The sequence below is a fragment of the Flavobacterium sp. J49 genome, assembly GCF_011742145.1.
Lineage (GTDB): Bacteria > Bacteroidota > Bacteroidia > Flavobacteriales > Flavobacteriaceae > Flavobacterium.
The window spans coordinates 177,947-201,340 of sequence record NZ_JAAQQU010000098.1 but is presented as its reverse complement, the minus strand read 5'-3'; the positions used below and the strand labels follow the sequence as shown (position 1 = coordinate 201,340).

Annotated in this window: 19 protein-coding genes; 3 read left to right on the top strand and 16 right to left on the bottom strand. The window is 38.2% G+C overall.

Annotation, left to right across the window (positions count from 1 at the left end):
* Positions 1-39: 39 nt before the first annotated feature.
* Together HA632_RS03985 and HA632_RS03980 are read right to left on the bottom strand one after the other, a co-directional pair.
* The gene (locus HA632_RS03985) at positions 40-1,224 is read right to left on the bottom strand and encodes a pyridoxal phosphate-dependent aminotransferase (RefSeq protein ID WP_176305917.1); all 1,185 of its coding nucleotides are present in this window, start codon (positions 1,222-1,224) and stop codon (positions 40-42) included.
* A gap of 58 nt (positions 1,225-1,282) precedes the next feature.
* On the bottom strand, positions 1,283-2,377 hold the full coding sequence (locus tag HA632_RS03980) for an acyl-CoA desaturase (RefSeq protein WP_176305916.1): 1,095 nt from the start codon (positions 2,375-2,377) through the stop codon (positions 1,283-1,285).
* A gap of 108 nt (positions 2,378-2,485) precedes the next feature.
* Between HA632_RS03980 and rsmG the strand changes: the two genes are divergently transcribed.
* Entirely contained in the window at positions 2,486-3,115 is a 630-nt protein-coding gene (gene rsmG, locus HA632_RS03975) for a 16S rRNA (guanine(527)-N(7))-methyltransferase RsmG (RefSeq protein WP_176305915.1), read from the top strand.
* 29 nt (positions 3,116-3,144) lie between these two features.
* Here rsmG and HA632_RS03970 read toward each other — a convergent pair whose 3' ends face one another.
* The 4 genes from HA632_RS03970 to HA632_RS03955 form a co-directional block, all read right to left on the bottom strand.
* On the bottom strand, positions 3,145-5,442 hold the full coding sequence (locus tag HA632_RS03970; protein WP_176305914.1) for a T9SS type A sorting domain-containing protein: 2,298 nt from the start codon (positions 5,440-5,442) through the stop codon (positions 3,145-3,147).
* Between the two features lie 111 nt (positions 5,443-5,553).
* A complete protein-coding gene (gene pruA, locus HA632_RS03965) occupies positions 5,554-7,182 on the bottom strand; it encodes an L-glutamate gamma-semialdehyde dehydrogenase (protein ID WP_176305913.1) in 1,629 nt (542 codons plus the stop codon).
* Positions 7,183-7,304: 122 nt separating this feature from the next.
* Positions 7,305-7,691: a Co2+/Mg2+ efflux protein ApaG gene (gene apaG / locus HA632_RS03960; RefSeq protein ID WP_176305912.1), complete on the bottom strand. Its 387-nt coding sequence runs from the start codon at positions 7,689-7,691 to the stop codon at positions 7,305-7,307.
* A 73-nt stretch (positions 7,692-7,764) separates the two neighbouring features.
* Positions 7,765-9,018 (bottom strand): DUF5103 domain-containing protein, encoded by a 1,254-nt coding sequence (locus HA632_RS03955; RefSeq protein WP_176305911.1) that lies wholly within the window; start codon positions 9,016-9,018, stop codon positions 7,765-7,767.
* 189 nt (positions 9,019-9,207) lie between these two features.
* Between HA632_RS03955 and HA632_RS03950 the strand changes: the two genes are divergently transcribed.
* The gene (locus HA632_RS03950) at positions 9,208-12,012 is read left to right on the top strand and encodes a pitrilysin family protein (protein WP_176305910.1); all 2,805 of its coding nucleotides are present in this window, start codon (positions 9,208-9,210) and stop codon (positions 12,010-12,012) included.
* A 53-nt stretch (positions 12,013-12,065) separates the two neighbouring features.
* Here the strand turns inward: HA632_RS03950 and HA632_RS03945 are convergent, their stop codons facing one another.
* The 6 genes from HA632_RS03945 to HA632_RS03920 all read right to left on the bottom strand — a co-directional run bounded on the left by HA632_RS03945 (position 12,066) and on the right by HA632_RS03920 (position 16,966).
* Positions 12,066-12,836, bottom strand: a complete 771-nt coding sequence (locus HA632_RS03945) for a class I SAM-dependent methyltransferase (protein WP_176305909.1) — start codon at positions 12,834-12,836, stop codon at positions 12,066-12,068.
* Positions 12,836-13,654 carry a type I methionyl aminopeptidase gene (gene map / locus HA632_RS03940; protein WP_176305908.1) on the bottom strand — a complete coding sequence of 273 codons (819 nt, stop codon included), beginning with the start codon at positions 13,652-13,654 and terminating at the stop codon, positions 12,836-12,838. Before map ends, HA632_RS03945 begins: the two co-directional genes overlap by 1 nt.
* 248 nt (positions 13,655-13,902) lie before the next feature.
* Positions 13,903-14,862, bottom strand: coding sequence for a sodium-dependent bicarbonate transport family permease (locus tag HA632_RS03935; protein ID WP_176305907.1), 960 nt, complete (start codon positions 14,860-14,862; stop codon positions 13,903-13,905).
* 25 nt (positions 14,863-14,887) lie between these two features.
* A complete protein-coding gene (locus HA632_RS03930) occupies positions 14,888-15,841 on the bottom strand; it encodes an L-threonylcarbamoyladenylate synthase (protein ID WP_176305906.1) in 954 nt (317 codons plus the stop codon).
* 5 nt (positions 15,842-15,846) lie between these two features.
* A complete protein-coding gene (locus HA632_RS03925; protein ID WP_217902824.1) occupies positions 15,847-16,689 on the bottom strand; it encodes a DUF6671 family protein in 843 nt (280 codons plus the stop codon).
* Positions 16,667-16,966 carry a hypothetical protein gene (locus HA632_RS03920; RefSeq protein ID WP_176305905.1) on the bottom strand — a complete coding sequence of 100 codons (300 nt, stop codon included), beginning with the start codon at positions 16,964-16,966 and terminating at the stop codon, positions 16,667-16,669. Before HA632_RS03920 ends, HA632_RS03925 begins: the two co-directional genes overlap by 23 nt.
* 268 nt (positions 16,967-17,234) lie before the next feature.
* Here HA632_RS03920 and HA632_RS03915 point away from each other — a divergent pair, with 268 nt between their 5' ends.
* Positions 17,235-18,158, top strand: a complete 924-nt coding sequence (locus tag HA632_RS03915; RefSeq protein ID WP_176305904.1) for a LysR family transcriptional regulator — start codon at positions 17,235-17,237, stop codon at positions 18,156-18,158.
* Positions 18,159-18,171: 13 nt separating this feature from the next.
* Here HA632_RS03915 and HA632_RS03910 read toward each other — a convergent pair whose 3' ends face one another.
* From HA632_RS03910 to HA632_RS03895, 4 genes are read right to left on the bottom strand one after another with little or no spacing between them, the layout of a single operon-like run.
* Positions 18,172-19,557 carry a TolC family protein gene (locus HA632_RS03910; protein WP_176305903.1) on the bottom strand — a complete coding sequence of 462 codons (1,386 nt, stop codon included), beginning with the start codon at positions 19,555-19,557 and terminating at the stop codon, positions 18,172-18,174.
* Positions 19,557-20,903: an HlyD family secretion protein gene (locus HA632_RS03905; protein WP_176305902.1), complete on the bottom strand. Its 1,347-nt coding sequence runs from the start codon at positions 20,901-20,903 to the stop codon at positions 19,557-19,559. The genes HA632_RS03910 and HA632_RS03905 overlap by 1 nt, the downstream gene beginning before the upstream one ends.
* A 2-nt stretch (positions 20,904-20,905) precedes the next feature.
* Positions 20,906-22,573 carry a peptidase domain-containing ABC transporter gene (locus HA632_RS03900; protein WP_176305901.1) on the bottom strand — a complete coding sequence of 556 codons (1,668 nt, stop codon included), beginning with the start codon at positions 22,571-22,573 and terminating at the stop codon, positions 20,906-20,908.
* Positions 22,574-22,575: 2 nt separating this feature from the next.
* Positions 22,576-23,250, bottom strand: a complete 675-nt coding sequence (locus HA632_RS03895) for a TetR/AcrR family transcriptional regulator (protein ID WP_176305900.1) — start codon at positions 23,248-23,250, stop codon at positions 22,576-22,578.
* Between the last annotated feature and the right edge of the window lie 144 nt (positions 23,251-23,394).

Here is a 23,394-nt window from a genome sequence, read left to right as displayed (position 1 = left end):
ATAAAAAAAGCCCCAAGTTTCCTTGAGGCATACTATATTTTAAGCCAATGCTTCTTTGATTCTTTTGAACGCTTCGGTTAACAGTTCTTCGCTGGTGGCGTAAGACAAACGGATGCAGTTCGGGTTTCCGAAAGCGTCTCCGGTTACGGTCGCTACATTGGCTTCGGAAAGCAAATACATCGAGAAGTCATCTGCATTGGCGATTAATTTGCCGCGTAAGGTTTGGCCGAAATAAGCCGAAACATCCGGGAACAAATAGAAAGCACCTTCGGGCACGTTGATTTTGAATCCGGGGATTTCTTTGGCTAATTCTACCACTAAGTTTCTGCGGTTTTTGAATGCGGATACCATGTCGTTTAAAACGCTTGGATTGGCATCAACGGCAGTAATGGTAGCTCTTTGCGCAATAGAGTTTGCACCGGAAGTGACTTGCCCTTGCATTTTGGTGCAGGCTTTGGCGATAAATTCGGGAGCACCGATGTAACCAATTCTCCAACCGGTCATGGCGAAAGCTTTGGCTACCCCATTTACGGTAATGGTTCTGTCGAATAAGCCCGGAATGGTAGCAATACTGCAGAACGTTCCCGAGAAATTAATGTGTTCGTAGATTTCGTCAGAAACGATATAAATATTAGGGTATTTTTCTAACACTTTACCGATGGCTTCGAGTTCTTCACGGTTGTAAACCGAACCGCTTGGGTTACACGGTGAACTGAACCACATCATTTTGGTTTTGGGAGTGATGGCTTTTTCCAATTGCTCTGCGGTCATTTTGAAATCGCTTTCCACCGATGTTGGTACTTCCACCGGAACACCGCCGGATAATTTGATGATTTCGTAGTACGAAACCCAATATGGCGCCGGCAAAATTACTTCGTCTCCGTCGTTCAACATGACTTGAGCCACGTTGTATAGCGATTGTTTCGCACCGGTTGATACTACGATATTGGCCGGTTTGTAATCAAGATTATTGTCTCTTTTGAATTTTCGGCAAATGGCTTCTTTTAATTCTCCGTAACCATCTACAGGCGTATAAGTACTGTAGTTTTCGTCAATCGCTTTTTTGGCTGCTTCTTTGATGAAATCGGGCGTATTGAAATCGGGTTCGCCCAAACTTAAACTGATGATGTCTTTTCCTTGGGCTTTTAATTCTCTGGCCAAAGCCGCCATGGCCAATGTTTGTGAAGTAGATAAGTTGTTAATTCTGTCCGATAAAATGCTCATTGTGTTGTTGTATAGGATGTTAAATAAAGAGACGCCAATAAAGGCGTCCCGTTTTATATTATGCTAATTGTGGTTGTCTACCCAATTCTCTTAAGTGCTTGAAATGCGAGGCAATAGCAGCTCGAGTAGTTTTGAATTCGTAATAAGGCAGTTCACATTCTTTGGCCGTTTGTTTTACGATTTCTGCGATTTTGCCGTAGTGAATGTGGCTGATGTTAGGAAAAATGTGGTGTTCAATTTGGTGATTCAAACCACCGGTATAATAGTTTACCAGCCAGTTTTTAGGGGCAAAGTTGGCAGTGGTAAACAATTGGTGAATGGCCCAAGTGTTTTCTATTTCACCGTTTTCATCCGGTATAGGGTTGTGGGTTTCTTCCACTACGTGTGCCAATTGGAATACAACGCTTAAGATAACTCCGGCGGTGTAATGCATCACTAAAAAGCCCAAAACAACTTTCCACCAAGTAACCCCCATAACCATAGGAAGTACCAACCAAATGGAGAAATAAATGACTTTAGTGATGATTAAAGTGGTCCAACGAATCACCGGTTTTTTGAATTCGCCATAAGACAAGTTTCTTTTCAGATAGCGTTTCATTTGAAGAAAATCGGTGGTTATGGCCCAGTTGAATGTTAATAAACCATATAAAAACACGGAATAATAATGTTGGAATTTGTGAAAGCGGTACCATTTGGCTTCTTTGGTAAAACGCATAATTCTTCCGGCTTCCAAATCTTCATCGTGTCCTAAAATATTGGTGTAAGTGTGGTGTAAAACGTTGTGTTGAACTTGCCAATTGTATACGTTTCCGGCCAAAATATAGATGCTGCCACCCATGATTTTGTTGACCCATGATTTAGAAGAATAAGCGCCGTGATTGCCATCGTGCATAACATTCATTCCCACGCCGGCCATTCCGACTCCGATAACAACATTTAGTAGAAGGTAAGCCCAAAAAGGCATATCCATGGCCAATAAAATAAAATAAGGGGTTAAGAAAATGGAGAACATTACGATGGTTTTCAAGTGCAGTTTCCAGTTTCCGGTTTTGTCAAGATTGTTTTCTTTAAAGTAGTTGTTGACTCTTGAATTCAGTGTTCTGAAGAATTTCAAACTGTCCGTTTTAGAGAAAATAGGTGTTGTGGTATTCATTTGTAGTATTTCAAATTTTGCTCAAAGATAATTATAATACTTTTTGAAAGATTATAAACAAATCATAATTATCAACCAAAAGCACTATTTTTGTTGAAAATTCAATTTATGGAAGAAATTATCAAACAATTTCCTAATCTTACTGAGAATCAACTCCTACAGTTTCGAAAATTAGAAGCGTTATACCAAGATTGGAATGCGAAAATCAATGTAATTTCCCGAAAAGACATAGATGAATTATACACCAAGCACGTTTTGCATTCTTTGGCTATCGCCAAAATCCAGCCGTTTGAACCCGGAACCTATGTTTTAGACGTTGGCACCGGTGGTGGATTTCCCGGAATTCCGTTGGCTATCCTGTTTCCGGAAACGCGTTTTTATCTGATAGATGTGATTGCCAAAAAAATAAAAGTAGTCCAAGCCGTTGTTGACGGATTAGGGTTAAAAAATGTCAAAGCAGAACAAATGCGAGCCGAAAATGTCAAAGGAGATTACGATTTTATAGTGAGTCGGGCCGTGACCAATATGCCCGATTTTGTGTCTTGGATAAAAGATAAAATCAAGAAGCAAAACAAACACGAATTGAGCAACGGTATTCTTTACCTCAAAGGCGGAGATTTAACCGAAGAGCTCAAAGATTTCCCAAAAGCCAAAGAATACAATATCGCGGAGTTTTTCTCCGATGAATTTTTTGAAACCAAGAAAGTAGTGCACTTGCCGCTTAAGTTTAAAGCATAAAAAAAGCCTCTCCATCGAGAGGCTTTTTTTTAATCTTTTACAATTTTCTTGGTCACACTTCCGTTTTCATTACCAATAGTGATAAGATAAACACCTTTGGTCAAGGCAATCGGAATTTCAAAGGTACCGCTGATGGTATTGTTTTTAGACTGATAAATGGTTTTGCCCAAGAGGTCATTTATTGTAATCTCGGCATTTTCTAATGTATAAGAAGTATTGATTTCAATTGAATTGGCTACCGGATTCTTAATCCAAAGCGTTTCAAAAGCCGGATTTGTTGTTGCCAATGAACCACTGATGATTTCATTCAAAGCGAAAGTCACGTTGATTTGATTTAAAGTCACATGATTTTCATTGACGGTCGGTATAGAAGATGCTACGAATGGCGTCACCGAAGCGCCGGTTACCGGTGTATATAAATTATTGGTTCCTGAAATGGCCATGGAACTCCAAGTTGGAATAAAGGTGAAATAATCGGCATTGAGATTGTCAAAAAATTCAACTAACAATGGATCTGTTCCCGCATCGGCTTGAAAACCACCCATGTCAAATCTTCCGCCCGGAGCAGTATCTAAACCATCAGTGTACGTCGGCGATTTTGAATTGGCCAAACTTTCATATACAGTCAGCCAAGTGCCAAAAATAAGTGTTTGGCCTCTGAAGCGACTTACTTGATTGGTAAGATTGGCTGCCGGTGTGAATCTTTGGTTAATAATTGCTCTTTGGGTTGCGGTAACATTAAAAGTATGATTCATGACCTCAAAATTCGGGCTGTAATTCATAGTGCCATTGCCGGCGCCGTTTGAAATAGAAACGTTTCTCACTGTAGTTGGGAAACCCATCGCATTTAATTCGTTTTGAAACGCATTTCTAAAATTGGGAGCACCGGTCGGAACCAAAGAAGCTGATGCGGTATTGAATTCAAAACTACTTCCGCTTTGCAAATGACCTTCCATATGGTCAATCAGCATTTGTCTGGCGGCGGAACTTTTTATCATTCCGTCTACAATAGGTTGCAGCGCGGCATTCCCCAACGGGCCATAAGCCATATAATTAAAAAGGTGTTGGAAACCAATAGGTACGTTAGCTCCTTGGTGTGGTGAATCAAAAGAAATGTACAATCGTGTGTCGTGAGTCAAAGCATTCATTTCCATATATCGCAAAGCATAACGAGAAATCAAACCACCCATACTTGGTCCGATGATTACATTTTTTTGGGTCCCGACTTTTTGCGCATTGATTTGATTGATTAGCTCCACCAAAACAAAGGCATTTCTCTGGATAAAGTCGACACCGCCATCAACTACCGTTGTTGTGTTGGGTCTGGTATAGGTTGGAAAGTTGACTAAAATGATATCAAAACCTTGTGTTCTTAAATAATCGGCCAAGTTTTGTCCGGAACCATAATCCAAACTGGCATAGAACAACGGAATGGTATTAGAATCACCGGGATCAAACCCATCAACTATAAAAACAGGTTTGTCTAACACGCCGTCAACGATGTCGGGAAAAATTTCGTATTCACCTTGACCTAAGTAAGGAGCTGCCTCTCCGTAACCTTGATACGGAATTGTAGCGGTGATGGTGTTAATGACATTGGGTTGTAAATTATTTTGCGAGTTTCGGGCATTACTGTTGCTGTTTTGGTTGTCAATGTTTAAAACAAAAGACGTAACTACAGTTTCTCCATTAGAGAACAGGATGCGACAGTTTATGGTCTGTAAGCCACCGGAACCAAATTGTACTGAAGTCTGCACATTTCTGGAAACGGTTTTCCAAGCTTCATTTCCATTGATTTGAATGGCTATATTTTGAATGGTTTTGTTGGTAGTGTTGAAAATCAATTCGTCTTTTAAAATGAACGAAACCAAACTGCTTTTAGATTTCGCCAATAACGGAGCAATCAAATTAAGCGTATGTTTTTGAAACACATTTTGCGCGTTTGGTTTAGATTGAAATTGATTGTTGGCCGTTAAAAAAACATCTCCGTTCTCAATTGCCGTGGAATTTATTTTTTCAAAGTCGGTAATCAAAACGCCCAACGGAACTTGATTTTTAGCAAAACCCAGATTGGCTGCTTCTCTCAACTTTTCCAATTTTGGTAAGCGTTGCAAAAAGTCGGCACGCTGTATTTCGTGATACGCTTGCAGAAAATAGTTTGTGTTGATTCCTTTTTTCTCGGATTCCGTGGCATTGGAAATGCTGAATACACGGTCGTAAAGAATTTTGGTTTCTGTTTTGTCTCTAAGCAAATCATAGGATTGGTCTTGAGCGATAGCAGTAATTGAAAAAAAGGAAAATAATAAAAGAGTAATTTTTATTTTCATAACGCGTTGGTTGTTAGTTTTTGACATCCGAAGATACAAAAAAAATCATTTTCCAAGACATAAAAAAAGCCCAAGTAAAACTTGGACTTCTTATGATACAGAACTTTAAAATTATTCTCCTAAAAAAGGGTAACGGTAATCTTCCGGAGTAACAAAGGTTTCTTTGATGGTTCTTGGCGAAACCCAACGCAATAAATTTTGCATTGAACCCGCTTTGTCATTGGTTCCCGAAGCTCTGGCGCCACCAAAAGGTTGCATTCCAACAACAGCTCCGGTTGGTTTATCGTTGATATAGAAGTTACCGGCACTGTTTTGTAACGCTAAAGTAGCTTCTTGAATCGCATAGCGATCCTGACTGAAAATCGCTCCGGTCAAAGCATATTCTGAAGTGCTGTCAACCAATTGTAAAGTCTCAGCCCACTTAGCATCTTCATAGACATAAATGGTCATCACCGGTCCGAAAAGTTCGGTTTCCATGGTGGCGTATTTTGGATTGGTGGTAACAATCACAGTAGGTTCAATAAAGTACCCTTTTGATTTGTCATAGTTTCCTCCAACAATAATTTCGGCATCGCTGTCTTTTTTAGCTTGGTCGATAAAACTCGCTAACTTGTCAAACGAACCTTCGTGAATTACGGCAGTAATGAAGTTGCCAAAATCCTCCGGAGAACCCATTTTCATCGATTTTACATCGGTGATTAATTGTTCTTTCACTGCCGGCCACAAACTTTGTGGAATATAACCTCTCGATGCGGCAGAACATTTTTGTCCTTGGAATTCAAAGGCACCACGGGTAATTCCGGTCACAACTTGTTTTACATTCGCACTTGGATGCGCCAAAACGAAGTCTTTTCCGCCGGTTTCCCCAACAATTCTTGGGTAAGTTTTATAAGTGTGGATGTTGGTTCCGATTTTTTTCCAAATTTCTTTAAAGACAAAGGTGGAACCGGTATAGTGAACACCGGCAAAATCTGGACTGGCCAAAACCGTATCGGTAATCATTACCGGATCGCCAAAGACTACGTTGATTACTCCATCAGGAACGCCGGCTTCTTTGAACACATCGATAATTACTTTGGCCGAGAAAACTTGGCTGTCACTTGGTTTCCAAACTACCGTGTTGCCCATCAAAGCAGCACTCGCCGGAAGATTTGCGGCAATAGCCGTAAAGTTAAACGGAGTGATAGCATAAACAAATCCTTCTAACGGACGGTATTCTACGCGGTTCCAAATATCGGATACCGATTTGGGTTGGTCGTTGTAAATTTGAGTCATAAACTCCACATTGTATCTCAAAAAGTCAATCAATTCACAAGAAGCGTCAATTTCGGCTTGGAAAATAGTTTTTGATTGCGCAATCATGGTGGCTGCGTTGATTTTGGCTCTGTAAGGTCCGGCGATTAATTCGGCCGCTTTTAAAAAGATAGCTGCACGTTGTTCCCAAGCCATGTTGGCCCATTTTTTTCTGGCTTCTAAAGCAGCTGCGATGGCTTTTTCGATGTGTACTTTTTCGGCCAAATGGTATTTTCCAACCACGTGTTGGTGGTCGTGTGGCGCCGTCATGTTTCGGGTATTTCCGGTGCGAATTTCTTCGCTGCCAATGTAGTTAGGAACCTCGATAGTTTCGTTCCACATTTTTTTGTAAGCCGCTAAAACAGCTGCTTTTTCAGGTGAATTTGGTGCGTATGATTTTACAGGTTCATTGACCGCTTTGGGGACATGAAAAAAACCTTTAGGCATAGTTATATTATTTTGAAAATTAGACAAATTGAAAATGAAACAACCCAAAAACTATGGATTATTAAATTTTACACAAAAGTACAAAGGAAAATTTGAATTTTTGACAAGAAGTCATTTCAAAATTAATTCAAAGCAAACGGCGCGCTCAATTTGAAGGTGGGCACGATTACTTTAAAGGTTTTGGTTGTAGTAAAATTAATCATGTTGAAGTAACCACTCATCGCTCCGAACGGGGAAGACAACAAACAACCCGAGTTGTAGGTGTGCTTTTCGCCTGGTTTTAAAACCGGTTTTTTACCAATTACGCCTTCGCCGTCAACGATTTCTTTGTCATTAAGCGAATCTAAAATTTCCCAGTGACGAGTATTCAATTGAACCGAATCTTTGCTGTGGTTCTCGATGGTGATTTCATAACTAAAGGCAAAGTGAATCTTGTAGTTTTTGAAGTAAGTACCTTCAAAACTAGTCAAGACCGAAATCTTTATGCCTCGTGTTATTTGTGAAACCATGTAGTATTCATTTGATTACGTTGTCAAATTTACAAAAAATACAATTTGTAACGTGAATTAGATGTTAAATTTTCTAATTGGTAATATCGACCGAACTGGCTATTCCTTTGCCAATAATTCTGTCGTAGCGTTGGTTGTTTTCTCGGTAGTATACTAAAGCAAAATAATTGTTTTCTGTTTGGTGGAAATTCCCGTCGATGGCATTTTCTTCATCAATTTTGCCGTTGGCATCGGCAATCACATATTGGAAATTGGTAAAACCTTGCTTAATCATGATGGCTTTTTCATAAACACCTTTCTCAGCGTTGTATTCCATTTTGTTTTCTTCACCGATGGCGAAGTTGTTAAACATTCCATTGATGTAAATCGGTTTTTTGCCATAATAACTCGGTGCCGAAAGGCTAAAGAAAACCCAAGCATAATCGGCTTCAATGTCATTGTTTTGCGCTCCAATATTTTTCACTATAAAATTCCCATTGATGTCGGGATAATAGGTGTAAGGCACATTGGCTCGGGCTTGGCTTTGGTACAAATAGGCATTATAAACGCCGCCTTTTGAATCCACACGGGCTATGCTGTTGTTGGCGGCACGAATGTCTTTGTTCTCAAAAAATAAATATTCATTTCCGGCCCAAAATTGGGTTTCCGTATCATATTTATAAATCAAATCATTACCGATGGTATACTGTGGTTTTACATTGGTGATAGCGTTGTCGAACTTGCCGTTTTGCAACAACATGACTTTGACATTCTTCAATGGACTCTGAAAATTAATAGTAGCCGATTTTATGGTAAAATCCAAGTTGTGTTTCTGGTTGGCGACCGATAAGTTTCTGGCTCTTCTGACTTGCATCGGAACGGTAACCAATTCTTCATAGAGAATAAATTTTTTGGTGAAGACTACTTCTTTATCATCATTTAAAATTTTGATAACGTAGTTGCCACTTACTCTGAATTGGGTAAATCTGTTCGGAAAAGACAGTTTGTAATGGGAGTACAATTGTAAAGTCGTCAATGAGTTGGTATAATCCTGAATTCTCTGGTCGTCAAAACCATTGATGTATTCGGCTTTGGCCAATTGTGATGGATTCCAATCGTAATCACAATGGGTTATGGTGTAAAAATAGTTGGCTTCATTGCCATATAAATCATCAAAATGGATTTGGAAACTGTCGCCCAATTGGAATATTGGAACTGCATTTTGCCCGTTTTGAACAAAGCTGACGGTTTTAATATTGTAGGGTGGCGCGATTTCTTTTTCGGGTTGAGAGAAAATATTTCCTGAAAGAAGAATAAATACAAATGTGAATATGCTCTTTTTAAACATGGTTTTCATTTTTCGAATGGTAAATATAATAATAATTAACACATGAATTGTGCCGTTAATATTCCTATAAGATATAGTAACGCTAATATTTCGTTAAAAATATTTTTGTAAGTATTTATTTTATTAGTTTCACAATAAATGTAATCTTTATCCGTTATCTTTTTTATAAATAACAAAACCAAAACTTTTATGAAACAAATTTTAAAATCGGTACTCTTTCTTTTGCTCATTCCGGCGGCCAATTTTGCCCAGGATTTAAAAGGAACAGACGCAATTCCCTTTGATGCTGAGGTGCGAAAAGGAACCCTGAAAAATGGATTGACCTACTACATAAGAAAAAACAAAAAACCCGAGAACAAGGTCGATTTGAGACTCGTAATCAATGCGGGTTCCATTTTGGAGAACGATGACCAACAAGGATTGGCGCACTTTATGGAACACATGTGTTTCAACGGAACCAAGCGTTTTCCTAAAAATCAATTGGTAGATTATTTGCAGAGTATCGGCGTAAAATTTGGCCAACATTTAAATGCTTACACCGGTTTTGATGAAACCGTTTATTTCCTTCCGATTCCGTCTGATGATGCTGAAAAAGTGGAAAAAGGATTCCAAATTATTGAAGATTGGGCTTTCAACGCCAATTTAACACCCGAAGAAATCGACAAAGAAAGAGGCGTAGTTCTTGAAGAATACCGACTTGGTCTTGGAGCCGATAAAAGAATGGAAGACAAGTACATTCCGAAAATGATGTACAATTCGCAATACGCCAATCGCCTTCCAATTGGTAAAAAAGAAATTTTAGAGAATTTCACGCATGATAAATTAACCAGCTTTTACAAAGATTGGTACCGACCTAATTTGATGAGTGTGATAGTTGTTGGAGATATTGATGTGGAAGCGATGGAGCAAAAAATCAAAGACCACTTCGAGAAATACCAAAATCCTAAAAACGAAAAGCTCAGAAAAACTTTTGAAGTGCCAAATCACAAAGAAACTTTGGTGTCTATTGAAAGCGATAAAGAAGCAGCACAAACGCAAATCCAATTGCTGTACAAAGATTATGGTTTGCCAAAGAAAGTTAAAACCATCAATGATTTAAAAGAAAGTTTGGCTGAAGGTTTGTTCGCTACCATGTTAAATAACCGATTAAACGAATTGACCAATTCACCAACGCCGCCATTTACCTATGGTTTTACCTATCACGGCGGTACATTTGCCCGAAATAAAGAAGGATTCCAATCCTTCGCCATGATTGATGAAACTAAGCAATTAGAGGCTTTGAAAGTATTGGTGTCCGAAAATGAGAGAGTGAAAAAATTTGGTTTTACCGCAGGTGAATTTGAAAGGGCTAAAGCCGAAATTTTGGCCAGAAGTGAAAGCAGTTACAAAGACAGAGACAAAAAAGAATCGGAAGATTATGTTTGGCGTTACCAATCTCATTTCTTAGAACAATCACCTTCACCGGATGCAGAGTGGTCCTACAATGCAACTAAAAATTTGTTACCGAAAATCAACTTGACTGATGTCAATGCTTTGATCAAAGAGTATCTTAAAGATGACAACCGAGTAATCGTAATCACTTCGCCCGAAAAAGAAGGCTTGAAAAAAGTAACCGAAAAAGAAGTTTTAGCTGCGATTGCGGTAAATACAGCTGAATTGAAAGCTTACGAAGACAAAGCCGTTGCCAGCAGTTTGTTGCGCCATCCGGTAAAAGCGGGTTCCGTGGTTAAGAAAGAAACCAATGATAAAATTGGTGCGACGACGTTAACTTTATCCAACGGTGCCAAAGTAACCTACAAGAAAACCGATTTCAAAAATGATGAGATTCTATTAGAAGCGGTAAGCTTTGGCGGAACCAATTTGTATTCTAATGAAGAAATCAAAAAAACACAATTTGCCAATGGCGGATTGACTGAAGCAGGTTTTTCGGGCTTAGATCAAAATGATATTGATAAGTTTATGGCCGGAAAAATTGCCAATGTAACACCATATATCAGCAATACAACCGAAGGTTTCAGAGGAAGTACAACACCTAAAGATTTAGAATATGCGTTTCAAATGTTGCATGCCTATTTTACGGATTTGAACTTTGATGCAGCCGCTTTTGAAGGGTTTAAACAAAAACAATCCAACTTTACGGAAAATATGATGTCGCAACCCGGTTTCTATTTCCAATCGGAGTTTTATTCTTATTTGAACAAAGAAAATCCAAGATGGAACGGTTTGGTGCCAACCGCCGAAAAATGGGCGTCAACGGATTACCAATTGGCTTACAACAAATTCAAAGAGCGTTTTGCCAATGCCGGAGATTTTGAGTTTTTCTTCGTCGGAAATGTTGATGACGCAGTGATGGAAGATTTTGCCAAAAAATACATCGCTTCCTTGCCTTCCAACGGAACGAAAGAAAACGCAAAAGATTTAGGGTACCGCCTATTGAAAGGGGATATCAAAAAAGTAGTCAACAAAGGGAAAGATCCCAAAAGTAATGTAACCATCATGTTCTATGGAGATGCTGTTTATTCTCCAAAAGAAGCAGTGGCTATGACAGCACTGGGCGAAGTCTTGACCATTAAGTTGGTGGAAGAATTAAGAGAAAACGAAAGCGGGGTTTATGGTGTAAGTGCTCGTGGCAGTATCAATAAAGTGCCTTATGGTTCTTATAATTTCAATATCGGTTTCCCTTGCGGACCTGAGAATGCCGAGAAGTTAATTGTTTCTGCTTTGGCCGAATTGGATAAAATTATCAAAAACGGTCCGGAAGAAAAAGACGTCAATAAATACAAAGAAGCCGAGGCTTTAGACTATAAAAAGAAGATCAAAGAAAACCGTTATTGGATGACTAATTTCACCAGGTCTTTTATGAATGGTTCAAATCCGGAAGATATTTTAGTAGCTTCTGAAAAAGTAAAAGCAGTAACTGCCAAAGAAATTCAGGAAGTAGCTGCGAAATACTTAAGTAAAGATAAAACTATTGGGATTTTAATGCCTGAATAATTTTTCGTTGAGAATGCCCGAAAAGCCATCATGCTGTAAAGTATGGTGGTTTTTTATTTAAAGCAAACCGGTATGATTTCGCCTTTGGCCAAACAATATTTGGTTACCAATTCCGGAGAAATTTTATTGGTATAATCTTCTTCAATTACTTTAAAACCAATACTTCTTAACTTGTCAAAATAATCTCTTCCGTAAACACGAACGTGGTCATATTGCCCGAAAATCTTAGCGCGTTCTTTTTGATCCACTATACTGTCATCCGAAAAAGTAGTTGCTCTCGACAAGTCTTGTGGAATTTGAAAGATTCCCATGCCGCCGGGTTTTAAAACTCGGTACAATTCCTGCATTGCTTTAGTATCATCGGGAATGTGTTCCAAAACGTGGTTACACAAAATAATATCATAGGCATTGTCTTCAAAAGGCAATTGGCAAATGTCCGCTTTTACATCCGCCAATGGCGAAAGCAAATCGGTAGTGGTATAATCAATGTTAGTTTGCTTTTTGAAACGCTTATAAAATTCTTGTTCGGGTGCAAAGTGCAATACTTTTTTCTTGGTGGTTGCCGTAAAAAAATCAGTTTCATTTTGCAAATACAGCCAAAGCAAGCGGTGTCTTTCCAGTGAGAGTGTGCTCGGTGACAACACATTGTTTCTTTGATTTCCATACCCATAAGGCAAAAACATACGGAAACTTTTCCCGTCAATCGGGTCAGTGAATCGATTTCCTTTTAACAAAAAAGCCAAAACAGGGCGAACCACTATACTCAAACGAATCAGTATCGGTCTTGGAATGGTATTGAGAATGAACTTGAAGATTTTTTTCATTATAATACTAAAGGATTTTTACGAAATTCATCTTCCTCATTACTTTCAATACCCAAAGCTTTATAGATATAAGCAAAGGTCGAAAGCAATTCAGGTTTTCCATCAATCAAAGCAACGTCATGTTCGAAATGCGCGCTTGGTTTTCCGTCGGCCGTTAAGATCGTCCAACCGTCTTTCAATTGCTTGATGTTTTTGGTACCCATGTTAATCATCGGTTCAATGGCTACGACCATGCCCTCTACAAATAATTTCCCGCGACCGCGTTTTCCGTAGTTTGGCATTTCGGGTTCTTCGTGCATTTTTCTTCCTAAACCATGTCCGACCAACTCACGAACTACACCATAACCATGCGCTTCGGTATATTTTTGAATGGCATTCCCCACATCTTCCACACGATTCCCGATTTTGAATTCTCTAATCCCAACATACAGACTTTCTTTGGTTACCTGCAATAGTTTTTTCACTTCTGGTGCGACTTCTCCAATCTCAAAAGAGTAGGCATGGTCACCATAAAATCCGTTTTTTAACGCACCGCAATCTACCGAAATCACATCGCCTTCCTGTAAAGGAACATTGTTAGGAATACCGTGAACGACTTGCGCATTCGGACTCATACAAAGTGAATTCGGAAAGCCGTACATACCCAAAAATCCCGGTTCAGCACCGTGATCTCGAATGAAAGCTTCTGCTAATTTGTCTAAATATAAAGTGGTTACTCCGGGTTTGATTTCGGAGGCTATCATGCCTAAAGTTTTTGAAACGATTAATGCACTTTCGCGCATCAATTCAATTTCTTCTCTTGTTTTTTGGATAATCATCTGCTGTAATTTAACTTCTTTCCTTTCAGTATGTGACCTGAAATCAGTTTGCAAAAGTAATTATTTTAGTAATACTTATTCAGGATTGGCGATGATTTTAAACAGAGTGGCATTCGAATCCAAAAAACGGTTTTCGAGATGTAATTTTGAAAGTTGGGCAGCAACCAAATTATTTTTTGAGAAAATATATTGTAAGAAGGTTTTTCAACAGAAATTTTTTCCATTATCATTGATTATCTTTTGTGTATTTATAATAGAATCACCACCAAATAAATTGGGAAGCCTAAAGTAATGTTGAACGGAAAAGTGACGGCTAAAGCCATTGGTAAAAACAAACCCGGATTTGCTTTGGGCGCCACAATTTTCATCGCAGCGGGAACTGCAATATAGGACGCGCTTGCTGCTAAAACAGCGAATATAAATCGGTTTCCTATATCGTGGGTCACTATTTGACTTGTATAGGCCACAACTATACCATTAAATAGAGGTATAAAAAGCGCAAAGGTCGCCGCAAACCAGCCACTTTTAAAGAAATCGTTTAGTTTTTTACCGCTAACCAATCCCATGTCTAAGAGGAAGATGGCTAGAAAACCTTTGAAGATATCGGTAGTGAAAGGCTTAATTCCCATAGCTTGTTGGTCGCTTGCTAAAAAGCCTATCAACAGGCTTCCTAATATTAGTAAAACACTTCCGTTGGTGAGCGAGTGTTTGACAACCGCAGATAATCTTGTGGCAGCAGTATTATCTTTTCTGTACATCCTCATTAGAATGACTCCTACCACAATGGCCGGTGCCTCCATCAGCGCCATGACCGCTACCATATGTCCGCTAAAAGCATACTTTTGAATTTCGAGAAATGTGATGGCAGTTACAAAAGTTACCGCACTCACCGAGCCATAAGCAGCTGCTATTGCACCTGCATTTTCAACACTAAATTTTCGCTTTAGGATAAAAAAGCAATATAATGGAATCATGATGGCTATACTTACCCCAAAGAGTACTGACCAAAGAATGTCAATTGTAAATTGGCTGTGTGCCAATTCCTGTCCGCCTTTGAAGCCGATGGAAAACAAAAGATACAGAGAGATAAATTTAGAGGTATTGGTTGGAATTTCTAAATCGCTTTTGAGTCGGGTTGCAATAATCCCCAACAGAAAAAAAAGCAGCGCAGGATTGGTTAAATTGTCTAGTAGCAGTTTGATATTCATGGTTATTGTTTACAATTATCGTTATTTATTGATGACTGGCTCTTTTTAGCCTGTCGTTAATGGTTTTTCCCCATTTTTCTTCGGGAAATTTTTCAGATATAATGACCTCAAGATTCATAGCGTCTAAACGGTGTAATGAAGAATATAAATTTGCAGCAGCTTCTTTTAAATCGCCTTTAGCAGAGAGTACTTCTTGATGAGCCACATCGAGATTTGTACTCTTTTGATTGAAAACCAACAAGCCCATTCTTTTACCTTTATGTAAATGGATTGTTTCGCTAATATTGGATGTTACTACCGTCAAAGTTGTTGGAGCATAATGTTTATTCATCATACCCGGCGCTATCGTTTCATTGCTTGTTCCTTTTTTGATTTGTATGGGTCCTATTTCATTTTCTATTTCTTCTACAGTTATTGAACCTAATCGATACAGTACCGGAGCGTCATCTTCAAAACCTATGATGGTAGATTCCAGCCCGTTTTGACAAATACCACCATCAATAATCAAGGGAATACGTCGGTCGAAATATTTGACCACATGTGAGGCTGAAGTAGGACTGATGGAACCGAAAGGATTCGCGCTCGGGGCAGCTAAAGGGAATGGGAGTAAATTTAATAATTGAAGTGTTTTTTCATGTTGGGGTATACGTATGGCAACCGTATCTTTTCCGCCCGTCACAAAATCAGGAACTTTCTCTTTTTTCTTCAACACCAAAGTCAAGGAGCCCGGCCAAAACGTATCCATCAGTTTTTCGGCAAGTATTGGGATATGGTCTGTTAGATCTTCTACTTGATTTTTGGAGCCAATATGAACTATGAGGGGATTTGATAAAGGACGGTTTTTGAGTTCAAAAATTTTTCTGACGGCTTTTTCGCTGTAAATATTAGCAGCAAGGCCATATACGGTCTCTGTTGGAATGGCTACAATTTCTTCTTGGTATAATGCATGTGCCGCTTGATAAATGTCTTTGGAAATCATTTGTGTTAGGGATTACATAGGTTACAATACGTAGGGTCTTCTTTTGTTTTCTCATGAGGATAAAAATGTTCCTTGCTGAAACCACATTTTTTACAACTGTACCAATAACTCAATGTTGAGTTGGTGGGTGAGTTGCACCAGCGGCAAGGGAGTCCGGGAACAGCTTTACTTACCACAAAACCCGGTGTGTCACACTCCGGGCAAACTGACTGAACTGCTTGCAAAAGTTTTAGCGCTGTTTTTTCAATCACGGTCATTCGGGTCGGATTAAAATTCGCGCGCATATCGGTTTCGACGTAAACGGAACCGAATTCTTTTACAAATTCATAAAAGTGTTTCTTCAATTGCGTTACGTCCTTTATTCCTTTGATAACTTTACTAAAATTGTTTTCTGTGGGCTTTAAAATAAGTCCATGAGAGGGGAAATGCACCTTTTTTGCAAACTCTAATAAGTCGGATTCATGGGTAATAATACAAGCATTCAAATTAGTATTCATGCTTAATTCCTTAACCACAATTTCCAAGTCATTTTTTGTGTCTTTCAGCATCATGAGTTCCTCATCTGCAGAGGCAAAATAGGCCATAGGATGAGCGCCGAACGACCCTTCACTAGCGATAACCAAATCACAATGATTTTTTTCCATAGCGAGGAAACATTTTTTTTTAAGGGTCGTAAGGGCGTCATCTTTTCGTGGCATTTCTCCGGAAAAAGTTCCTAAACTATCTGTATCAAATTCAGTTGAGGTAAAGCAAGAAACACCAAGAGACTCTTCAAATAAAGGTCCGATTACCTTCTCTTTACCGTGTTTTGTAGCTACTAATAGTTTACGATTGCGGAACAGATTCATCCAATTCTATGGTTATGAAACTTTTTACAATTAGATTTGATGAGTGTTGTTGAACCAAACTAATCCATGACCTGAGATCGGTTTTGGCTTCTTGTAATTCGGCAACTCTCTCTTTAGAATGATGAGGATGACGATCCATTCGAATGTGGTGACTAAAATCGTCTAATTTGTGGTAATTAATTTTATTATCAATAAGTGTCACAAGTAGTGAATTTGCTTCATTGGGTGTAAAAACGCCATCAATTAATTTAATTTCTTTTTTAGTTTGTTCTTTCATAACTTCAAATTTGTTTTTTTTAGTTGACACAACACGGCTACTACCGTCAAGCCCAAAAGCGCAAATGAAATAATACTTTCAGGTAACAACAGATTAAAAATCAAGGCTCCTAAAAGCAGTAGTAATAGCATGGCTAGTATTAGTTTATGGAATTTCACCCCTAGAGCTTTTTTCATTATTTTACTATTGTTGATTTACCGGACAAAATTCTAAATTAAATTCTATATATTTTTATTTATATTTGTTATGATATACATAAACATAACTTATGAATTATACTTTACATCAACTCCAAGTGTTTTTAAAAATCACACAAACTAAAAGCATTACTAAAGCAGCAGAACAACTTCATTTAACTCAGCCTGCAGTATCTATTCAACTCAGAAATTTGCAGGACCAGTTTGAGATTCCTTTAACAGAGGTGGTGGGCAGACAATTGTATATTACTGAGTTTGGGGAAGAAATTGCGGTTGCCGCTGAAAACATCATTAATGAAGTTTACAACATAAACTACAAGACCTTGGCTTTCAAAGGAGTGTTGACAGGGAAATTAAAAATCTCCGTAGTTTCCACCGGAAAATATGTGATGCCTTATTTCTTGTCCGATTTTACCAATAACAATAAGGGAATAGCTTTGGAGATGGATGTTACCAATAAATTAAAGGTGATTAAGGCACTTAAAAATAATGAGGTTGATTTTGCCTTAGTGTCAACATTGCCTTCCGGTATAGATGTAGAATCAGAGCTTCTTCTGACGAACAAGTTATATTTAGTGGCTAATCATACTCATGCCTTGCCTACACTCAATAAAGTAAAAGAATCTTTGGCCTATAGTTCTCTTATTTATAGGGAAGATGGTTCCGCTACTCGAATCGCTATGGAAAATTATCTTAGCAAACAAGGTATTCAAGCCAAATTGAAGTTACAACTAACCTCAAACGAAGCTGTGAAACAAGCGGTGATTGCCGGACTTGGACTTTCTATTATGCCATTAATTGGGTTGAAAAACGAACTTGAAAGCGGGGTCATTCAGATAATTCCTTCCAAGGGTCTTCCGGTGGTTACAAATTGGACTTTAATATGGTTAAAAGGAAAAAAAATGAGCCCGGCAGCCAATGCTTATTTGAACTTCATCAGAAATGAAAAAGAAAAAATAAAAAGAGATAATTTTTCATGGATTGATTCATTCTAATCTTTTTTTAAAATTATTCCGGATTCGCCATGATTTTAAACAGAGTGGCATTCGAATCTAAAAAACGGTTTTCGATTGCTAATTTTGAAAGTTGGGCCGTAACCAAATTATTTTCTCGGGAGTTAATCAAAAAGACAGAACTTTCACCAAAAGAAAAAAGCCGTTCTTCTGAAGCTAACATCGTACTGTAATCGTTGACCAGGCTTTCAATCAACTGTTGTTGTTTTTCCAATGAAGCGATTTCGGTTTGCTGGGCTTTGATTTTATTCTTCAATTGTACTCTTTCCAAATCTAAATCGAATTTTACGTCTTGTAATTTGTATTTAGCCAACTGTAAACTCCCGCGTTCTTTACGCAAAAATACCGGAAAGGAAAAATTCACGCCTACCTTGTAATCCTGAAAGCGGTAATTGTCAAAATAACTAGGTTCGGATAAATAGGAATAACCAATGTCTATTTTGGGCAAAAGCATATTGGCTTTTAATCTTCTTTCCACTTCGAGCATTTCGATTTTATTTTCGAGCGCATTGATTTTAGGATGGTTTTCCAACGATGGATTTTCCAACATCAAATCATTGGTGCGTAACGTTTCTTTGATGGTTGCGGCCAAATTTTCTTCCGGAATCATATCATCTTGTAACTCCATAGGCACATTATTTTCCAACCAAAGGAAGTTGGACAATTCCAATTGGGCTTTTGCCAATTTCAATTTGGATTCTTCCAAACTCAGTTTTCGGTTTCTAACGATAATTCCGGCTTCTACACTGTCAATCGCAGGTTTGTCACCTTCTTCGATAGATCTTGCGATGCCTTTGTAACGCACTTCGGCATTGGTCAAATAATTTTGGTACAAAGTGACTTCATTAAAATTTCGCTTCCAATTAAAATAAGCAACCGAAGCATCATATAAAACCGAAACCGCCATCAAATTGCGTTCGGCCTGACTCAATTTGACTTGGATTTTGGCTTTGCGCAAATCGGCCATGCGTTGGTTAATGAATAACCCTTGCCCTAGCGGAATGGAAATCCCGAGCGAAGTCAACCCTTGATTCGGAACGGTATTTTCAGGATTCAGGTAAATGCCGTCATTGTTGTCAAAACCGGCTTTGATTTCTACACCATACCAAGTTGGGATTTTAAAACTGCTGTTCAGTATCGAATAATATTCGTTGTCTTTAAATTTTTTCTGTTCAAAATCGACTTCAATTTTAGGGTCAAAACCACCACGCGCCATCATTAAATTGGCTTGTGCCTGATTGAGTTCCAAGTTGGCACTTTTAACCAACGGATGGTATTTTTTGACATAACCTAAAAACTCGTTATACGTAAACTCTTTGGTAGCATTTTGACTCCAAGTCGATAGGCTGAAAAATAAAAAACCTAAAAGAATTGATTTCATTACTTTTTGTCTTTTTGAAGGTTATTTTTGGGTTGGTAATAATTGGGTGGAAAACCGTTAAGCGTTCGCCAAATTTCAAACCAAACCGGAACATTGTCTAATAAGGCTAAAGTTTGCGCACCCGAACCAATGCTGATTTGTTTTGGCCAGGCAGCTTCCGTTTCGTCTGGAGCAATCAACACTCTGAATTTTCCGTTGTCGCTGATAAAATTTTCGATGGCCACAATTTTTCCGCCAAATGTACCGTAGGACATATTAGGCCAACCCGAAAAAACGATGGTAGGCCAACCGTCAAACCAAACCCTAACTTTTTCTCCTTTGTGCAATAACGGTAAGTCAGTAGGCGATACAAAAGTTTCTACCGCAATATCATATTTTGCCGGCATAATGCTGACGATTTGTGTGCCTTCTTTAATCGTTTCACCAATACCCGATTGCAGCGCTCGGTTAACATAACCACTTTGTGGCGCTTTGATGTAATACATGCCGTTTCGAATTTGGTAATTGGTGTATTGGTTTTTGAGTTTGTTGACTTGTGCTTCAGTGTCGTACTGACTGCTGAGTGCCGTGTATTGATCGCTTCGGGCTTTTTGTTCTTTTTCGTTGTATTCGGCAATGATGCGATTGATTTCTACTTTGGCGTTAATCCATTCGTTTTCACTGGCCAAAAGCTTATTTTCTTGGGTGATAATTTTGGCTTCGGTTTCTTGTAGTTTTAATCGTTTTTCTTCCACATCGGTCATGGGTTTTAAGCCTTCTTTGTTCAAGGCCAACGAACGGTTAAATTGTGTGGTCGCGATTTTAATTTGGGTTCTCACGGCTACCAAATCCATGCTGTCGCTTTTGACTTTTAACCGAGATTGCTTGATTTTATTTTGGGCTTGTTGCAATTTTAATTGGCGTTCACTTTGAATCGCTGCAATTTGCGCTTCGAGCGACGTTACTTTACCACCATAAGATTTTCCGGCCAGTTCTTTCGCTTTGAGTTGGCTTTCGGTGTTTTTTACCAAGTTTGGATCCAAATAATCTTCTTTGGTTTCTGAAATAAAAAGAATGGTATCGCCTTTTTGCACAAAATCACCTTCTTTGACATACCATTTTTCAATTCGTCCGGCTATGGCCGAATGAATGGTTTGCGGTCTTTGGTCAGGTTTTAAAGTGGTAACCGCGCCGGTTCCGGAGATGTTTTGTGTCCACGGCAAAAACAAAATCAATAAACCCAAGAGTGAAACGCCGACTATGATTTTGTTCAAAATTTTATAGTGCGGTCGGTTACTAAGTGTTTTAAACGTGCTGTATTTTTCTATGCTTTCGCCAATTCGATTGTTATTTGAAATGTTAAGCATCGTTATTGTTTTTTAGTGTCATTAATAATTTTTCCGTCACTCATCGTTATTTTTCGGGCACATTTTTGTTTCCAATAGTCGTTTTTAGAGGAAACAATTAAAGTCCATTTATTGTCATTTGAAGTAATGAAATCGATGACTTCTTTTGCTGCATCTTCATCCATTTTATCTAAAGCATCTTCATAGAAAAGAATTTTCGGGCGGTTGATAATGCTTCTTGCCAAAAGTATTTTTTGCGCATTAGAAGAAGACAATTGTTTGCCTTCGGGGTAGATTTTAGTGTCCAAACCTTTGGGCAAAGCCTTGATAAAATCACCCAAATGCACGCTTTCAATCGCCCATTTCAAATCTTCTTGAGAAATCAACGGATTGTTGAACGTAATGTTTTCCAAAATAGTACCTTCAAAAGGCGTTTCCCCTATAATAATGGTACTGATTTGCGAACGATACTGTTCTAAATCAATTTTTCGATAGGTATCATCATTGATGTAAAACGAACCCGAAGTAGGTTGCAGTAACCCGGAAAGAATCCGAATCAAAGTTGTTTTTCCGGAACCGTTTAGTCCTTCTAAATAGATTTTTTCTGATTGTTCTATCGTGAGATTGATTTTTTCTAATACATAGTTGGACGCATCGGGAAATTTATAGCTCAAGTTCTCAGCGGCCAATTGAATATTGGTGTAACAATAATCCGCAGCTCTTGACGAGGTTTCTTCAATTTCTAAGTCGGTGATTTGCCCAATTTTTTCCACTGCGGTTAAAACATCATAAAGCGTTTCCAATCCGATAACGATTTTTTCCACTGAATTGATAACCAACAAGATGATGATTTCTGCCGCAACGAATTGACCGATATTCATTTTTTGATTCAATACCAAATAGCCGCCAATCAATAATAATCCGGCCGTGATGATGATTTTAAAAACAATCAGTTGGGTGAATTGTCGTTTGATAATACTAAAATGTCTTTCGCGATAAGTTAAGTATTCAGAAACGAGGCGGTCATTTTTGGTCAAAGCAAAATCGAAGTTGGATGTTTTTTTAAAACTGAAATTGTTTCGGGCCATTTCTTGTAACCAACTCACCACTTTATACTTGTATTTAGATTCTTTTAAGCTGCTGGACAGTCCTGAGTTGTAAGAAAACCTGAAGATTACATAAAGCAGGATCACCAAGAAAAGACCAAAAAATATAAAGAACGGATGGTACAAAGACAAGAGAATAATCCCGAAGGCAATTTGCAAAAGCGCCGAAGAAAAGTCAATCAGCAATTTTGAAGCGCCTTTTTGAATCGTCAAAGTGTCAAAAAAACGATTCGCCAATTCGGGCGGATATTGGTTGTGTAAAGCATCGGTTTTTATTTTAGGTAAGCGAAAGCCAAATTCAAACGAGGAACGAATAAATATTTTTTGCTGCAAATTCTCGGTAATACGCAACTGCATCAGCGATAAAATGCCAACTAACGCCACGCCGGCGATCACAATAAATACCAAAACAATCCAGGAAATACTAACTCTTCCCGACTGAATCAGATTGATAATGGCTTGAATGCCTAAAGGCAATGATAAACTCACCAATCCCGCGAAGATGGCGTAAAAGAACACTTGCGAAATGTCTTTTCGGTCCAATTTCAGTAGGTTAATTAATCTTTGAGATGCGCTTAGTGCCATAGTTATTTGCTTAAAGTTTTTTGGGCCAAGTCAATATAAAATTGGGTTGGCGAATTGTTTTCATTACAATTGGTGATGGTTTTCAAATGGTCTTTTAAAAAGTGTTGGTGGAGCGAACCTTCGACTATAGAAGATGCGAGGCTTTTGGCATAACCATACTCCGGATTGATCTCTTGAATGATGTCGATAATACGGTTGATGACTCTTTTATAAACCAAAAAGAAACCTTCTTTGTTTTCGGCATCTACTTCTTTGGTCAACAATGTTTTGGTAAATTCAGCAATGATGATTTTATTCAAAACCGATTCGTTGATGTGAAGTGTGGTAGAGTCGTCTTCGATTTTTTCGGTCACTATGGTGATGGCTCTTTTGAGTTTTTCTAAAGGATCAACGATGTTAGAAGTAGAAAATACCAAACGGTATTCCATCCATCCCCAATACCAAGAAGACAAATACAACAAGAGTTTGTGTTTGCTTTCAAAATAACGGTATATCGAACTTTCATTAGATCCAATTCTTTCGCCCAGCTTTTTAAAAGTAAAGACTTCAAACCCAATTTCGTCAATCAACAGTATACTTTCTTGGATGATTTTCTTTCCAAGTGCTGAAGTTTCCGGGTCTTTCACGTAAATCTTTTCATTTACCTGAATTTTTAAATTAGATAATATCGAATTCATGCTGATAATATTTTTTGCAAATATAATAGTAATACTATCAATATTGAAATTTTAACTTTTATTTATAATTATTTAAATTTTCTCTCATGAGAAATGTCATATTTTTATAGGGTATTCCGATATAATTTTGTTCAAAATTTTTTA

Excerpts from the sequence above, each read along its gene's own strand:
- HA632_RS03985 (WP_176305917.1), bottom strand. The coding sequence starts at position 1,224 with ATGAGCATTTTATCGGACAGAATTAACAACTTATCTACTTCACAAACA.
- HA632_RS03980 (WP_176305916.1), bottom strand. The coding sequence starts at position 2,377 with ATGAATACCACAACACCTATTTTCTCTAAAACGGACAGTTTGAAATTC.
- rsmG (WP_176305915.1), top strand. The coding sequence starts at position 2,486 with ATGGAAGAAATTATCAAACAATTTCCTAATCTTACTGAGAATCAACTC.
- HA632_RS03970 (WP_176305914.1), bottom strand. The coding sequence starts at position 5,442 with ATGAAAATAAAAATTACTCTTTTATTATTTTCCTTTTTTTCAATTACT.
- pruA (WP_176305913.1), bottom strand. The coding sequence starts at position 7,182 with ATGCCTAAAGGTTTTTTTCATGTCCCCAAAGCGGTCAATGAACCTGTA.
- apaG (WP_176305912.1), bottom strand. The coding sequence starts at position 7,691 with ATGGTTTCACAAATAACACGAGGCATAAAGATTTCGGTCTTGACTAGT.
- HA632_RS03955 (WP_176305911.1), bottom strand. The coding sequence starts at position 9,018 with ATGTTTAAAAAGAGCATATTCACATTTGTATTTATTCTTCTTTCAGGA.
- HA632_RS03950 (WP_176305910.1), top strand. The coding sequence starts at position 9,208 with ATGAAACAAATTTTAAAATCGGTACTCTTTCTTTTGCTCATTCCGGCG.
- HA632_RS03945 (WP_176305909.1), bottom strand. The coding sequence starts at position 12,836 with ATGAAAAAAATCTTCAAGTTCATTCTCAATACCATTCCAAGACCGATA.
- map (WP_176305908.1), bottom strand. The coding sequence starts at position 13,654 with ATGATTATCCAAAAAACAAGAGAAGAAATTGAATTGATGCGCGAAAGT.
- HA632_RS03935 (WP_176305907.1), bottom strand. The coding sequence starts at position 14,862 with ATGAATATCAAACTGCTACTAGACAATTTAACCAATCCTGCGCTGCTT.
- HA632_RS03930 (WP_176305906.1), bottom strand. The coding sequence starts at position 15,841 with ATGATTTCCAAAGACATTTATCAAGCGGCACATGCATTATACCAAGAA.
- HA632_RS03925 (WP_217902824.1), bottom strand. The coding sequence starts at position 16,689 with ATGAATCTGTTCCGCAATCGTAAACTATTAGTAGCTACAAAACACGGT.
- HA632_RS03920 (WP_176305905.1), bottom strand. The coding sequence starts at position 16,966 with ATGAAAGAACAAACTAAAAAAGAAATTAAATTAATTGATGGCGTTTTT.
- HA632_RS03915 (WP_176305904.1), top strand. The coding sequence starts at position 17,235 with ATGAATTATACTTTACATCAACTCCAAGTGTTTTTAAAAATCACACAA.
- HA632_RS03910 (WP_176305903.1), bottom strand. The coding sequence starts at position 19,557 with ATGAAATCAATTCTTTTAGGTTTTTTATTTTTCAGCCTATCGACTTGG.
- HA632_RS03905 (WP_176305902.1), bottom strand. The coding sequence starts at position 20,903 with ATGCTTAACATTTCAAATAACAATCGAATTGGCGAAAGCATAGAAAAA.
- HA632_RS03900 (WP_176305901.1), bottom strand. The coding sequence starts at position 22,573 with ATGGCACTAAGCGCATCTCAAAGATTAATTAACCTACTGAAATTGGAC.
- HA632_RS03895 (WP_176305900.1), bottom strand. The coding sequence starts at position 23,250 with ATGAATTCGATATTATCTAATTTAAAAATTCAGGTAAATGAAAAGATT.